This window comes from Alloalcanivorax balearicus MACL04 (assembly GCF_025532145.1).
Taxonomy (GTDB): domain Bacteria; phylum Pseudomonadota; class Gammaproteobacteria; order Pseudomonadales; family Alcanivoracaceae; genus Alloalcanivorax; species Alloalcanivorax balearicus.
Window position 1 is genome coordinate 127,584 of record NZ_ARXS01000001.1, and the last position, 14,640, is coordinate 142,223.

Annotated in this window: 14 protein-coding genes; 3 read left to right on the plus strand and 11 right to left on the minus strand. The window is 61.7% G+C overall.

The window, feature by feature from the left end; genetic code table 11:
• Window positions 1–143: 143 nt before the first annotated feature.
• Window positions 144–1,496 carry a deoxyguanosinetriphosphate triphosphohydrolase gene (locus MA04_RS00585; protein WP_163126718.1) on the plus strand — a complete coding sequence of 451 codons (1,353 nt, stop codon included), beginning with the start codon at window positions 144–146 and terminating at the stop codon, window positions 1,494–1,496.
• A gap of 115 nt (window positions 1,497–1,611) precedes the next feature.
• Window positions 1,612–1,929, plus strand: a complete 318-nt coding sequence (locus tag MA04_RS00590; RefSeq protein ID WP_063141221.1) for a c-type cytochrome — start codon at window positions 1,612–1,614, stop codon at window positions 1,927–1,929.
• A gap of 207 nt (window positions 1,930–2,136) precedes the next feature.
• On the opposite strand, the gene MA04_RS00595 is transcribed toward MA04_RS00590, so the two are convergent.
• The 10 genes from MA04_RS00595 to MA04_RS00640 form a co-directional block, all read right to left on the minus strand.
• Entirely contained in the window at window positions 2,137–2,640 is a 504-nt protein-coding gene (locus tag MA04_RS00595) for a nitrous oxide reductase accessory protein NosL (RefSeq protein ID WP_262459086.1), read from the minus strand.
• Between the two features lie 8 nt (window positions 2,641–2,648).
• Entirely contained in the window at window positions 2,649–3,476 is an 828-nt protein-coding gene (locus MA04_RS00600; protein WP_262459087.1) for an ABC transporter permease, read from the minus strand.
• On the minus strand, window positions 3,473–4,342 hold the full coding sequence (locus MA04_RS00605) for an ABC transporter ATP-binding protein (RefSeq protein WP_262459088.1): 870 nt from the start codon (window positions 4,340–4,342) through the stop codon (window positions 3,473–3,475). The genes MA04_RS00600 and MA04_RS00605 overlap by 4 nt, the downstream gene beginning before the upstream one ends.
• Window positions 4,329–5,630: a nitrous oxide reductase family maturation protein NosD gene (locus MA04_RS00610; protein WP_163126721.1), complete on the minus strand. Its 1,302-nt coding sequence runs from the start codon at window positions 5,628–5,630 to the stop codon at window positions 4,329–4,331. The genes MA04_RS00605 and MA04_RS00610 overlap by 14 nt, the downstream gene beginning before the upstream one ends.
• A 32-nt stretch (window positions 5,631–5,662) precedes the next feature.
• Window positions 5,663–7,570 (minus strand): TAT-dependent nitrous-oxide reductase, encoded by a 1,908-nt coding sequence (gene nosZ, locus MA04_RS00615; RefSeq protein ID WP_262459089.1) that lies wholly within the window; start codon window positions 7,568–7,570, stop codon window positions 5,663–5,665.
• Between the two features lie 38 nt (window positions 7,571–7,608).
• Window positions 7,609–9,747, minus strand: coding sequence for a transcriptional regulator NosR (nosR, locus tag MA04_RS00620; protein ID WP_240342781.1), 2,139 nt, complete (start codon window positions 9,745–9,747; stop codon window positions 7,609–7,611).
• Window positions 9,748–9,987: 240 nt separating this feature from the next.
• Complete coding sequence (locus MA04_RS00625) at window positions 9,988–10,887, minus strand: endonuclease/exonuclease/phosphatase family protein (RefSeq protein WP_163126723.1); 900 nt, start codon at window positions 10,885–10,887, stop codon at window positions 9,988–9,990.
• A gap of 8 nt (window positions 10,888–10,895) precedes the next feature.
• Window positions 10,896–11,537, minus strand: coding sequence for a thiol:disulfide interchange protein DsbA/DsbL (locus tag MA04_RS00630; RefSeq protein ID WP_163126724.1), 642 nt, complete (start codon window positions 11,535–11,537; stop codon window positions 10,896–10,898).
• A gap of 212 nt (window positions 11,538–11,749) precedes the next feature.
• Window positions 11,750–12,391, minus strand: coding sequence for a c-type cytochrome (locus MA04_RS00635; protein ID WP_163126725.1), 642 nt, complete (start codon window positions 12,389–12,391; stop codon window positions 11,750–11,752).
• A gap of 23 nt (window positions 12,392–12,414) precedes the next feature.
• Window positions 12,415–12,702, minus strand: a complete 288-nt coding sequence (locus MA04_RS00640; RefSeq protein ID WP_163126726.1) for a c-type cytochrome — start codon at window positions 12,700–12,702, stop codon at window positions 12,415–12,417.
• Window positions 12,703–12,917: 215 nt separating this feature from the next.
• Between MA04_RS00640 and yihA the strand changes: the two genes are divergently transcribed.
• A complete protein-coding gene (gene yihA, locus MA04_RS00645) occupies window positions 12,918–13,553 on the plus strand; it encodes a ribosome biogenesis GTP-binding protein YihA/YsxC (RefSeq protein WP_163126762.1) in 636 nt (211 codons plus the stop codon).
• Window positions 13,554–14,300: 747 nt separating this feature from the next.
• Here the strand turns inward: yihA and MA04_RS00650 are convergent.
• Window positions 14,301–14,633 (minus strand): Na+/H+ antiporter subunit G, encoded by a 333-nt coding sequence (locus MA04_RS00650; protein WP_014996601.1) that lies wholly within the window; start codon window positions 14,631–14,633, stop codon window positions 14,301–14,303.
• Window positions 14,634–14,640 lie beyond the last annotated feature (7 nt).

Consider the following 14,640-nt stretch of genomic DNA (forward strand, 5'->3'; position numbering starts at 1 on the left):
GACTTGAACCCGCCGCCGGGGCGAAAAGGGGCTTGACCCCGGCACCGGGTCCACCAAGATGACATCAACGGTATCGGTGGCCCGCCTCACCGATGTAAACGCAGTTGGGGAGCCCCGCTCCTCTCTTCAATGGCATCCAGACCATGCATTGGGAACACCTGCTCAACAAGGAGCGCCTGGGACACCGCGACGCCAAGGATGAAACCGGGCGCACCGCCTTTCTGCGCGACCACGACAAGATCATCTTTTCCGGCGCCTTCCGGCGCCTGGCCCGCAAGACCCAGGTACACCCGCTGGCCACCAACGACCACGTGCACAACCGCCTCACCCATTCCCTGGAGGTGTCGTGCGTGGGCCGGACCTTGGGCATCCAGGTGGGTGAGCGCTTGGAACGCCTGAAACTGTTGCCGGCGGGCACCAACGCCACCGACCTCGGTGACATCGTGCAATCCGCGTGCCTGGCCCATGACATCGGCAACCCGCCGTTCGGCCATACCGGCGAGCGAGCCATCCGAGCCTGGTTCCAGGAGCGGGGCCAGCGTTATCTGGAACTGCTCAGCCCCGCCCAACAATCCGATCTGATTTACTTCGAAGGCAATGCCCAGGGTTTCCGCATTCTCACCAAAAGCGAGTACCACCAATACCAGGATGGCATGCGTCTAACCTACGCCACTCTGGCCACCTTTCTCAAATATCCCTGGTTATCCGCCCAGGCCGGCGAAAGCGGCATCAAACCGGGCAAGTACAGCGCCTTCGTCTCCGAGACCGGGGCGTTCCGGGAAGTCTGCCAGGCCACTGGACTGCGCCCCCTGGACGCGGACCGCTATTGCCGCCATCCCCTGGCCTACCTGATGGAGGCAGCGGACGATTTCTGCTACGCCATCATCGATCTGGAGGACGGTCTGGAGATGGATCTGCTGCACTGGGACGAGGTCTATGCCTTGCTGCAACCGGCGCTGCCGGACACCGCCGAAGTACGCAGCCTGGTGCACTCCGGACTGCGCGATGGCCGCAAGGCGGCGCTGCTGCGGGGCAAGATCATTGAACGCTTTATCGAGGCCGGCGTCGAGGCCTTCATCGCCAATCACCAGCGCTTGCTGGAAGGGCGCATGGACGGGGATCTGCTGCACCATTGTGAGCCGGAGGTGCACGATGTGGTGGAGAACGCCAAACAACTGGCCCGCGGCAAGGTGTTCGAGCATCCACGCAAAATCGAACTGGAAATCGGCGCCTTCGAGGTCATGGGCGCCCTGCTCGACGGCCTGATCGACGCGGCGTTGTCCCACGCCCGTGGCACCGCGCGCAATTACCGCCACGAGCGCATCATCGACCTGATCGGTCGTCACAGCTTTCCCGATGACCTGCCCAACCTGCCGGAACAGGAGCGCATTTATCAGTGCATCATGCGGGCGCTGGATTTCCTCTCCGGCATGACCGACAACTACGCCACGTATCTGGCCAAGCAGTTCTCGGGGATGGCGGAAACCCGCTACTGAACGGCATCGCAATGTCAGCCTACCGGAAGCGGCATGATCCAGATCAAGGTCGCTTCCGTGACCGGCCCTACAATCGACTCCGATCCCTATTGGCAGTCCCGCGACGGAGTCTCCGATGAAAGTAATCGCCTTTTCCCTGGCCGCCCTGGCGGCCGCTTCCCTGAGTCCTGGTCTGGCCCTGGCGGCGGACGCCGAGACCCTGTATCAAGCCAAGGCCTGCGTGGCCTGCCACAAGATCGACGGCCCCATGGTCGGCCCGTCCTACCAGGATGTGGCGAAAAAATACGCCGGTCAGGACGGCGCCGCCGCCACTTTGGCAAAACACATCCAGGAAGGCAGCCAGGGCATCTGGGGCGCCATCCCCATGCCGCCGAACGCGGTCACCGACGAGGAAGCCAAAACCCTGGCCGAGTGGATTTTGCAGCAGAAATAAAAAACCATCGCCGGTCTCCCACACGCCCAATATAACTTCAGAGCTGGCTACAAGGCCGCTGTGGGAGCTTGCCTGCAAGCGAATTGCGCTGCGTCCCAAGAATTCGCTTGCAGGCAAGCTCCTACAGCGGCTTCGTAGTGCGGTCTGAGGGAAGCTGCCCGGGCAGCGCTCCGCTCGGCAGCGAATCGGCGTGTGGGCGTGCCCTGATCAATGATGCCCGGTCATGGGCGCCGACGGGCGCCATAGCGAGGGTTCCAGCTCCTCGAAACGGTACACCTGACCGCCGTGCCGTCCGGCCCAGTCCTCGGCCGCCGCTTCCTCGGCGAAGGACGCCACCGTGACGCCCATCGCCCCCGGCAAATCGCCGCCAATCACGTACCAGGCCTGGCTGGCGTCGATCAAATGAGCATCGTCGGGCCGGTTCCAATCTTCGCGCGTCATGTCGTGGACATAGAGACGGCTTTCTCCCACCTGATTCTCCGGCTGACTCCACCAGCCCAGCATTTCCGCCACCGAGCAGAAGCGGCGCACCTGCTTTGGCGACACCGCTTCCCCCTTGGGACCCGGAAAATCGGCGATGATCATGCCGCAGACATGGCATTCGTCATCGGCATGGAACGGCACCGGGTCCAGGGCCGCCGGCGACGTCTCCTCACAGCCCGCCAGCAACATCAATATCAGCAGACCCAACCCGATTCCCCATTTTCCCATGGCGCACCTCATACACGACGACGAAAAAGAACCAGCGCCAGCGTCAACGGCACCAGCATCCACAACCCCAAGGCCCCCCAAAGCCCCCAGACCGGCACCGGCAATTCCCGGCCCAGGGCCAGCACACCGGTCATCTCCGCGCCGGCATCGAATCCGGACAGGTTGATGAGCCGATACAGGTCCGTGGGGCTGCACAGCAGCACCCAGGGCAGAGACTCCGGACTGAAACGCCCCTCGCTGAGCACCAGCAACGCCAGCAGCAGCCAGTCGAACACCAGCACAAAGAAGAACCATACGGCCAGGGCCAGTCCGGCGGCGGTGGATTTTTCCCGCACCCGGCAACTGAGCACGTAGGCCATGGCCAGGAACACCCAGCCAAGCATCATCGATGACACCGCGAAACGCGCGAACGCGCCTGCCAGCACCGCCGTTGGCACGCCTTCCACCCCGACCAGAATGGCCACCAGGGCGGCGCCAAATCCGGCCACCGTGGCCAGAGCCAGAATCAGGCCATGTCCGACGAATTTGCCCAAGAGCAGCTGTTCCCGCCTCAGCGGATAGGACAGCAGCAACAGCAAAGTGCCGGCCTCGTCCTCACCGACGATGGCGTCATAAGCCAACATCAGCGCGATCAGGGGAATCAGCAGGGTGGCCAGGGTGGAGAGGCTGGCCATGGTGGCCGGCACATTGGTGAAACCCACCGTGCCGGAGGCGGCGGCGCCAAACCAGGCGATGCCCACGGCGAGAACGGCGAACAGGACACTGATGGCCAGCAGCCAGCGGTTGCGCAGGGCATCCCGCAATTCCTTCATGGCAATGAACCACGGTACAGTCACATTCGCTCCCTCCGCCCGGCGGCGGCGTGCTGAAAATGGCGATAAAGGTCCTCCAGGGACGGCGCCCGCACTTCCACGTCCACGGTTTCCGGCTGGCCTGACAGAGCGCGCAGCCAGGCCATTTTTTCCTTCGCCGCCACGGTTCGTTCGCATCGGAGGGTGCGCCCCTGCGGATCCACCTGCAGACTGGTCAAACGCCAGCGCAATCCGGCTTCCCGCTGCAGCTCCGGCAGGCTGCCCAGCGCTCTGAGCCGGCCCTGGTACAAGATGGCGGCGCGATCGATATAGCTCTCCACCCCGGCCAGCACATGGGAGCACAACACCACCGCCGTGCCCCGGCGGCGCAGATCGTCGATCAGCGCATACAGGTCCGCGGTGGCGATGGGATCCAGCCCCACCGTGGGTTCATCCAGCAGCAAAAGGCGGGGTTCACCGAGCAGCGCCTGGGCCAGCCCCAGGCGCTGACGCATCCCCTTGGAGTAGGTACGGAGCCGGCGATCCGCGGCGTCCGTCAGGCCCACCTGATCGAGCAGCGCCGCGATGCCAGACACCGGCACGCCCTTCAAACGGGCGAAATAGGCCAGGGTCTCCCGGCCACTGAGTTGCGGATAGAAACTGACGTTTTCGGGTAGGTAACCGAGTTCGCGGCGGGCCCGCGCTTCGCCCGCCGGCACGCCCAGCACCCGCACCTCACCGGCATCCGGCCGCAATACACCGAGAATCAGTTTCATGGTGGTGGTCTTGCCGGCGCCGTTATGCCCGAACAGGCCCAGCACCTCCCCTGCCCCCACCGTCAGGCTCAAATCGTGCAACACCGTGGTGCGGCCATAACCGTGCCGTACCGAATGCATCTCAATCGCTGTCATGACAGATCTCCACGGCGGTCTCGTCCACCGTCATCAAGGGGTGGCTGTCGCGCACGCCCGGTGAGCGCGTCACCGGGAACGCGTTCTGTGCCCAGCGCAACAGGCTTACGGACGGGCCGCTCATCAGCAGCCGGGCCTGGGGGTACAACCACAACAGCCGGTCGAGATCGTCGTTGGGCTGATACGGCACGTCGCCGATGCCATCACCGTCGCGGTCCCAACCCAGGTAGTCACTCCAGTAGTTGCCTCTACCCTGTCGCGACCATTCCTGGGTGCGGGTGGCCACGTACTTCACCTGTTGTTGATTGCCGATAAAACGGTTTCCGCTGAGCTGGTTGTCCTCGGAACCGGCGGTCAGATGGATGCCCAGGGTGCTTTGTTCAAAACGGTTGTCGGTGATGTCGTTGTACAGCGAGTTGTAAACGAACAACGCTTTGCCCTCGGCGCCGCTGATCCTGGCGTCGCCGGTGGCCCCACGGCGCACACCATGAATCCGGTTGCCGCGCAGGGTGGAATAGGTGATGTAGTTCATCAGGATGCCGTAGTTCTGATCCTCCTCGGAGCAGTTGCCCTCCACCCACAGGGCACGGCTTTGCATCAGGGCGTAGCCGGTGCGGGTGCGCCGGGTGGTGTTGCCAACCACTTTGTTGTCATGGGAAAACATGTAATGGATGCCGTAGCGCAGGTCCTCCAGCACATTGCCTTCCAGCCGGTTGCCGTTGGAGGTGTCGATGTAGATGCCATCGCGGGTTTCGCGCACCCGGTTGCCGGTCACCAGGGCCCCGGTTACGGCGTACAGATGAATGCCATTGCCGCGATCCTGGGAACGCAGCGACGTGTCTCCGCGGATACGATTACCGCTGATCGTGACCTTGGCGGTACCATCCACCCAGACCCCGAAGCCGGGCCCGCTGAGTTGGTTGTTCCGTAACGTGGTTCCGGTGGCGCCCTTCTCGATGAACACTCCGGCATCCATGGCGGTCAGGTCTTTGCCCCAGTTACGCAAGGTGCAGTCACTAACCCGCACCTTGGTGGCGGCAATAGTCAGACCGTTGCCATGGCCTTCCGCGTCCAGCACCGCGCCGGGCTCGCACATTACCTCGGCGCCCTCCCGGTCAATGCGAAAACGCCCCCGGTGAATCCCCGCCGGCACACGCCAACGGTTCTCCTCCGGGGTCGCCGTCGCCACGGCAATGAGGTCGCGGGATGGCGTCCCGACCTGGGCCGCCATACCGGACGCGCCCCACAGCGCCAGGCAAAACAACCCGATTCGGCTCAATCCCCTCATCACCGCACTCGCACCGCCGTGCCCCCTTCCAATCAGGCTTTCTCCACCAGCATGCGGCCGACCATCTCCATGTGCAGGGCATGACAGAACCAGCTGCAGTAATACCAGTGCACGCCTGGCCTGTCGGCGACAAAGGTGGTGGATGAGGTTTGTTGCGGACTGATTTCCATGCTGACGCCATGGTTGGTCATCACGAAACCGTGGGACACGTCCTCGATACGGTCGATGTTGGTGATGGTCACCGTGACTTCATCACCCTGCTTGACCTTGAACTCGGTCAACCCGTAGGCCGGTGCCATGGAGGTCATATAGACCCGCACCTTGTTGCCATCACGGATCACCTTGTTGTCCTGTTCCAGGGTGATGCCGTCTTTTTTGGCCCGGGCCACGGTGGCGGCGAAAAACGGATCGTTCCGCTCCCAGATTTTTTTCGTCTTGATCTGATCCCGGCGCACCAGGATGCAATCGTGGGGTTCGGCGAAGGTGGGGCCGTCGTGCACCAGTTTCATTTCCTCACCGGAAATGTCGATCAGCTGATCGTTCTCCGGGTGCAGCGGGCCGGTGGGCAGGAAACGGTCCTTGGAGAACTTGCTCAGCACCACCAGCCACTTGCCATCCGCGTCGCGGCTTTCGGTCAGCGAAGCGTGGTTGTGTCCCGGCTGATAGTGCACATCCAGCTTCTGTTTGATGTAGTTGGTTTTTTCCCCTTTGTAGGCGCGGATCGCCTCATCGATGTTCCACTTCGCCACCTGGCTGTCGATGAACAGCGTGGTATAGGCATTGCCACGGCCATCGAAGGTGGTATGCAGCGGCCCCAGCCCCAATTCCGGTTCGCCCACCACCACGTCCCTGGGCGCCTTGAGCTTGCCGCCGAACAGCTCATCCAGCCGCGCGATCTCAATGATGGTGCAGGTGGGTGAGAGCTTGCCATTGGCGATGAAGTACTTGCCGTCCGGCGACGTGTTCAGGCCGTGCGGGTTCTTCGGCACCGGAATGTAGCGGGTCAGATCCGACCCGTGCCGGCCATCCACCACCGGTACCTTGCTGTCACCCAACGTGGTGAACTTGCCGGCTTTGATCGCCGCTTCGATGCGCGGGATATTGAACACCACCACCCAATCGCGCTCATTGCGCATCATGCCGCCCAGGTCCGTGGCTTTCTCCGAGTTGTAACAGGTGGACGCGGCATACTTGCCAGTATAGTCGGCGTCGGTGTTGTCCAGGTTACCGTCGACGATGACCTGGAATGCCATCTCCATCCGCTCGGCATCGATGGCGTTGAACATCGTGTAGCTGCCATCACCCTGGATATCGAAGGAGGAACCGTCATTGGGATGCGGAATGATGAATTCCGCGTTGGCGAATACGTACTTGGTGTGCGGCACTTTCTGCAAGCGCAAACCATGGATGGCCTGGACATTGGGTACCGTGAGGATGCGGTCGCATTTCATGATATCCAGACGCACCCGGGCCACCCGGCTGTTGGCCTTGTCATTGATAAACAGGTATTTGCCGTCATAACGGCCATCCGTCATGGAGATGTGCGGATGGTGGCTGTCGCCGTTGAGGTAACGGGCGCTGTCGCCGAGCACCTGTTTGCTTTCGTCGGTCAATCCCCAACCGGTGGCGGAATCCACGTTGAACACCGGGATCCGCAGCAATTCCCGCATGGAGGGCACACCCAGCACCCGCACCTCACCGGAGTGGCCGCCACTCCAGAAGCCGTAATATTCATCCAGCTCACCCGGCTCCACATGAGTCTTGGCCAGGGCTTCCTTTACCGAGGCTGCCCAGGTTTCCCGCGTCATCACCACGCCCCCCAGAGTGGCGGCACCCGCCAGGGCCGCGCCCCCCAGGGTGCCGGCGCCGAGGAATCCGCGCCGGGTCAGTCCCTCGCCCTGAGCGTTCCCGTTGTCGTCATTGAACCGATCGTGTGTCATTGTCGTTTCTCCGTTGTCTGCAGCCGGCGTACCGGCCATCAACCTTCTTCCAGTTGCAAGGCGGGAATACGCTCCGCCTCGGGGACGCTCCGCTTTCCTTTGCCGGCCCGTTTTTTCTTCAGGATCAGCGGCGGGCATTTGTCTTCGTTGTGATAGGTCATCTGGCAATCCAGGCAGTAGTGGCACTCGTTGACGTTGATACGCCCATCCGGGTGAATGGCCTGGATTTCGCATTCCTTGGCGCATAGTTGGCAGGGGTTGCCGCATTCCTTGCGCCGCTTGAGCCAGTCGAACAATCTGAGTTTGCTGGGTACCGCCAAAGCCGCGCCCAGCGGGCACAGGTAGCGGCAATAGACTTTGCGGGTGAACAGATTCATGACCAGCAAAGCCACCGCGTACAGTACAAACCACCATTGGCGGTCAAAATGCAGAGTGAAGGCGGTTTTGAACGGTTCGATTTCAGCGAACCGCTCCGCCGTGGCCATGGAATCCAACGAAATACCGAACAACGCCAGCAGGATCAGATACTTCACCGCCCACAGACGTTCGTGCAGAGCGAACGGCAATTCATACTGTGGAACGCGGAGTTTGCGCGCGGCTTCGTTGAGTAACTCCTGGAGCGCGCCGAAGGGGCACAGCCATCCACAGAACACACCCCGGCCCCACAACAGCACGCTGGCCGCCGTGAAGGTCCACAGTACGAAGATCACTGGATCGCTGAGGAACAATCCCCAATGGAAATCGTCCATTACCGCGTGGGCGAAGGTCAGCACGTTGACCACGGACAACTGGCCCAGGGCGTACCAGCCGATGAAGACCACGGTGAACAGCAGGTAGGCCCGCCGCAGCCAATGCAACTGACGCGGATGCCGCGCCAGGCGGTCCTGCAGAAACAGAATCACCAGCAACAGTCCCAAAGCCGCCCCGATGACCGCCACCTGAAACTGCTTCTGATACCAGATCCGCACCCATACCGGTTTCTCTTCCGGGGCCGCCAGCGGTTCCGGCCGTTCCAGATAGGTTTCCGGCGTGGCGTAGGGCAATTCGAAGCTGGTGAAGATACCGCTGACCGGACCGGTCTGTCGGCGCACCAGCAATTCCAGGGTCCAGGGACTGCCGGGGTCGAAACGGTGCTCCGGGCGGACGGTAAAGATCGCCATTTCCGAAAACCCCGGCATACCGGCGGCATAGACATCGGATAACCGCTGATAGTCCAGATCCCGAAAGCTGATGATGGCGCCATTTTGGCGCAGTTGGACCCGGTCGAAGATACCGCCGCGCACATAGCCTGAGCCCTTGAACGAATAGCGCCCGTTGGCCAGCACCGCGATGGCGTACTCGCCTTTCCCCAGTTCCGCCATCAATGTCTTGTAGCCCGCCTTGCCCAGCAGGCTGGCGCCCACTTCCGGCGGGTTCAGCAAGCCGGTATACAGATCGATGAAGACGTCGCCGCGCTGGTCAGGGGCAGTCTGCTCCATTCCTTCCGCCTCGGTGCCGCGAAAGGCCTCATCCACTTGCCCGCGGGTCAGATGCAGCCGGCGCAGAGCCCCCTTGCCGGCCAGTTCCTCCCAGCCCACCGCCGCTCCTCGGCCACCACGGATACGCGCCGCGCGGCGCCGGGCCGATGGCGCTTCGATCAATCCCAGCGACACCGCCACTTTGCGCGCCGCTCCCATGATGGTTTCGTTAACCACCATGACGGTGACAGTCGCGCCGCTTACTGCGTCGATGGTCACCGTCTCGGGATCACGGGAGCGCCCCACCACGACCCGCTGATCGGCGCCGACACCGGCATAGTGGGCACTGAAATCATGGAGTTTCTGTTCGGGAATCCCGACCAGCAGGATGGGTTCGTGATGCTCCACTACGTAGGCGTCGAGAATGACACCCTGAGGATCCATCACCATTTGCACGTTGATGGGCTTACCGGAATAGGCGGGGATGTTGACCACATCCTGGCTGTAAAACAGATAGCCAAGAAGATCGCCGTTGCGGGACAAAGTGCGGACCTGGAAGTCCCCTTCCGGCTCGGACCAGTCCGCGCCGGGAAACAACGCTTCCACACGCTGCCGATCCAGATCCGCCAGGGCGGGCGAACACAGCCAGGTGCCGACCAGACACAATAAGGTCAGCCATCCCCCCTTCCAGCGGGAAAACAACGACATTGCACGCCCCATAACATGTATTTCCGGAGCATGTTACAAGCCGTGCCGCCAGCCTGGCTGACATACATCAACGTGGCGAAGGAAAATCAGGATGCCGCCATCGGCCCCAGCCTGGTTCAAAGATAACTACGCTACGAAGCCGCTGTGGGAGCTTGCCTGCAAGCGAATCTTTTGCAGGGAGCCCGTTCGCTTGCAGGCAAGCTCCCACAGCGGCTTCGTAGTTCGGTTTGTGGGAAGAGACTCTTGCGGGCGTCAGTCGATCAGCGGCAGCCGATGCTCCAGACTGGCCGCGCGCACCGCATCGGGAATACGGATTTCCGTGGCCAGGGGAAGATGATCCGACAGCAGGCAGTCCTCCAGCACACGGCTGTGGCGTACCTGCAGTTCCGGTGTGGCCAGGATATGGTCGATGTGACGATCCGGTGCCCAGCTGGGGTAGGTTTGCAAATCGCCTTCCACCAATACCAGGCCGAGATCGGTCAGCGGCGAGGCGGTAAGATGCTCCGGTCGGCAGTTGAAATCACCCATGATCAGACTGTAACGGTAAGGCCGCAGCAGGTCCGCCAGGTAAGCCAGCTGGGTATTACGCATCTTTTCGCCCAGTGCCAGATGGCACACCGCCACCACCAGCGGCTCCACCGGATGGCCGAATTTGATCACGATGGCGCCCCGGCCGGGCAGGCCGGGAAGGATGTGGTCTTCCACCGCGTAGGGCGACATGCGGCTGAGTAAACCGTTGCTGAACTGCCCCAGACGCCCCAGATTACGGTTCAACTGCTGATGCCAGAACGGGAAATCCGCCAGGCTCGCCAGGTGCACCAATTGGTTGAGGTTGCGCGAACGCAGGCTGCCGCCATCCACTTCCTGCAGGCCTACCACATCGAAATGACGCACCACATCGGCAATCTGCTCGATGATCTCCACGCTGCGCGGGTGCGCCACCAGATGCTTCCAGCTGCCGGTCACGTAATCCCGGAACCGGCTGGTGCCAATACCCGCCTGAATGTTGAAGCTGAGAATCTTGAGGGTGTCGCTGGGCAGCGACACCTCACGCACCCGCCGGGTGCGGCGGTGCCCCTCCCGCGCCAGTAAGAAACCCGATGGGCGGGTTTTCCAGTTCTGATAGGCATTACGAGCGCGTTCCATCAGCATGGCGTTACTTACTTCTCACTTTCCTTTTTAACCAGGAAGTCCACCACGTCGAACATCTCGGCGTTGTTCTTGAGGTTATCCCGCATCACCGCATATTTGCCGGCCACCACCAGGGACGGCACGCCACGGATCTGATACTCACGGGTCAAGGCATCGGCCTCGCGAACCTTGGTGGACACCGCGAAGGAGCCGTACAGGCTGTTGAACTTGTCGCGCTCCACACCGTATTTCTCGAAGAAGCCGGCCAGGGCGTCGGCGTCAAACAGGCGCTCACGATGCATGTGAATGGCGTCGAACAGCGGCCGGTGGATCTCGCCGATCAAGCCCTGGGATTCCTCGATGAAGTAGGCCCGGGCCAGCGGCTCGGCGTGCTGCATGAACAGTACCGGAGTACGCACATAGGCCGCCGCCTCCGGCTTGTTCTTCAACCAGTTGTCCACGGTGGGTTCCAGGGAATAGCAATGCGGGCACATGTAGGAGAAAAACTCCCGCACTTCCACCTTGCTGGAGGGGACACTGGTGGTGCCGGGATTATCCAGCACCCGGTAATGAACGCCTTCTTTGTATTGAGGCTGCCCTTCCTGAGCCACCACGGTGGCGGACATCATCAGCCCCAGGGACATCAGCAGGGCGCTAACCATACGCAGCATGAAATTCTCCTTGTTGTCACAGCTTTAGCGAGAACCGAAACCAATAAGAGTCACGAACACCCCCCTTGGTTCCCTTTTTGATGATAGGCGTCTTTTGTATCACAGTAGTGAAGGCTTGGCGCGCGTCATGGACGGCCCGGAGGGTGGCCGCCAGGGAGGGTGGCCATCAAAAAAGGCAGCCGAAGCTGCCTTTTTCTCGCGCGGGAGCGGGTTTATTCCTCGGTGGACAAACCGCTGAGGAAGCTGGCCACCGCCTTGATCTCCGTGTCGCTCATCTTGGCAGCCACGGTGCGCATCATTTCCTGCGGATCATTGGTGCGTTTGACCACATTATCACCCAGATCGCCACGACCGGCGGCGCGGAACGCCTTCAGCTGGATTTCCAGATACTGGGTGTGCTGACCGGCCAGAGCCGGGAATCCGGCGGCGTCAACGCCCTCACCGGCGGGGCCGTGGCAGCCGGAACAAGCAGGAACACCCTCAGCGACCACGCCGCCGCGATAGATCCGCTCACCCTGTTCCGCCAGCTCCGGATCAGCCTGCCCCACCTTAATGGCCTGGGCCGAGAAGTACGCCGCCAGGTCAGCCATGTCCTGCTCGCTGAGATTGGCCACCATCGGTGCCATCAGCGCGTTCTGCCGATCGCCGGCCTTGAACGCCTGAATCTGCTCGACAAGGTATTTTTCGCCCTGTCCGGCGAGGCTGGGCCATTCACCGGAAGGAGAGTTGCCGTCAGCGCCATGACAAGCCGCGCAGGGCTGGGATTTTTCCTTGCCGGCATCAACATCACCGGCTGCCATGGCATGGGAAACCGCCGTAGCGGCTAGCAGCACGAACAGCTTAAGACACTTCATGGCCCTTCCTTTAAAGCAGCGTGTTATTTTGTCATATGCTCGATCAGAGCGCGGTATTCTTCGTCGGAGCAGTCACTGCACATACCGCCTGGCGGCATCGCCTTGAACCCCTCTTTGATGTGCTTCACCAGCGTGTCCATGCCCTTCTCCATACGCGGTTTCCAGGCGGCCTGATCCCCGGTCTTGGGCGCGCCGGCAGCTCCGGTGCTATGGCAGTAGGTACAGCTCTGGTCGTAACGCTCCTGCACCGTGGCGGCGCTGGCGCCCACGGCCATGAACATCAGGGCGAACCCCGCGAGCAAACCCTTCATGCAATACCTCCCAATGGGCTGGCGTCATGCTGGCGACAGGCGCGTCTTTAAATTTGCCTTTAAAGACAAACACCTGTAGAAATCCCGCCACGCGCCACACGCGTGACGGCGCGCATTATATACTACGGGCTCGCCTCCGTCATATCCCCTGTTTATGCATGGGTATTTGCGGAGACAGGGCGATGCCCCCCATCGATGCTCGTGACCGGACCGCCATGCCATTGCATCCCGCTCAACGCCTTTTGCACCAGGCCGCTTTCCTGAAAAGCGCGCAAATCGTCGAACAGTGTCCTCCCGATGAGGGCCTGGAAGTGGCGTTCGCCGGGCGCTCCAACGCCGGCAAGTCCAGTGCCATCAACCGCCTTACCGGCCAGCGCAGCCTCGCTCGCACCTCCAAGACACCGGGCCGGACCCAGTTGCTGAACTTTTTCACCCTGGACGAGCAACGCCGGCTGGTGGATCTTCCCGGCTATGGCTACGCCAAGGTGGACAAAGCGGTGCGCATGCAATGGCAAGAGCATCTGGACGACTACCTGGCGCGCCGCGAATGCCTGACCGGCCTGGTGCTGCTGATGGACATCCGCCACCCGCTCCGGGAATTCGACCAGTTGATGCTCGAATGGTCCGCCCGTTCCGGAATGCCACTGCTGATCCTGCTGACCAAGGCGGACAAATTAAAGTTCGGCGCCGCCAAAAGCGCCTTGATGCAGGTCACCAAGACCCTCAAAGATCATCCCGCGCCACTGCGGGTGCAGCTGTTTTCCGCCACCTCCGGGCAGGGCTGCGAGCAAGCCTGGGACCAAATGGCCGAGTGGTTGCGAATCGAGGACGACGCCCCTCCCGCGATCTGACCGAAACTGCCCATTTGTGTCACCCGGCGCCCAATTTTGTCGGCATGCCGACTCGGGCAGTACCGGACACGCCTCGGCAGTGAGTGCCAACTCTTTGAATTTTGGCCATTTTTCCCGTTTTCACGAAACTGGCACAGCCCTTGCTCCGTATCGGGTGCAATACCGGCCCGGACCGGGGCATCGAAACGGGCACCGTCACAACATCGCTGGGGGGCGATTCGTGGCGGAGTCCCTGCCACGGTCCAGAGGAAGGCTGTGACCACCGGAGACGGGGTCACAAAAGAAGGGGGGGAAGCCCGGAACCTGATTTTCGGGCAAAAAAATCCCTGGCAGCAATTGGGGGGGAAGGGAACGACTTCGCTGCCAGGGAGGCTTGCCGCCCCAGCCTCCTGGGGAAGAGGCTGGGGTGTCCAGAAGCTACGAACCGGCGAGGGTACTGGGGGATCGGGGGTTACCAGTCCGTAGCTGTAAAGTAAGACGGTTCTATCTCAACGAAAGTTCCTGCCGGTTCCATCTTTTACAAATTTCATGATGGGGATCACAGCCTGGCCCGAGGGCTCCCGCACGACGGCCGCTGTGTCCCCTTTTTTTGGAAACATAAATTCGGAGGCCGCTACGGCGCCGCTGTGGGAGCTTGCCTGCAAGCGAATGGGCTTCCGGGCCCCATGATTCGCTTGCAGGCAAGCTCCCACAGCGGCGTTGTAGCAATACCTTAGAGGACCGCCATGAACAACGGCCTCTAGGCCTCTACTGCTTCCAGGGCTTGCCGCGGGTGTCCTCGCGGTACTTGAGCTCCCGATGCATGGCCGCCTTGGCCAGCATGTGCGCCGACACTGGTGCCGAGATAAACAGAAACAGAGTGATCAGAATCTCATGGAGGTGCAGGGTATGCTCGCTCCAGGAGAAGTACACCAGCGACGCCATGATGGTGCCGCCCACGCCCAGCGTGGTGGCCTTGGTCGGACCGTGCAGGCGCAGGAAGAAATCCGGCAGACGCACCAGCCCCAGGGAGCCGATCAGCGCGAACACGCCGCCGATCAGCAGAAAAATCGCGGTGATGTATTCGATCACGATATCCATTCAAGCT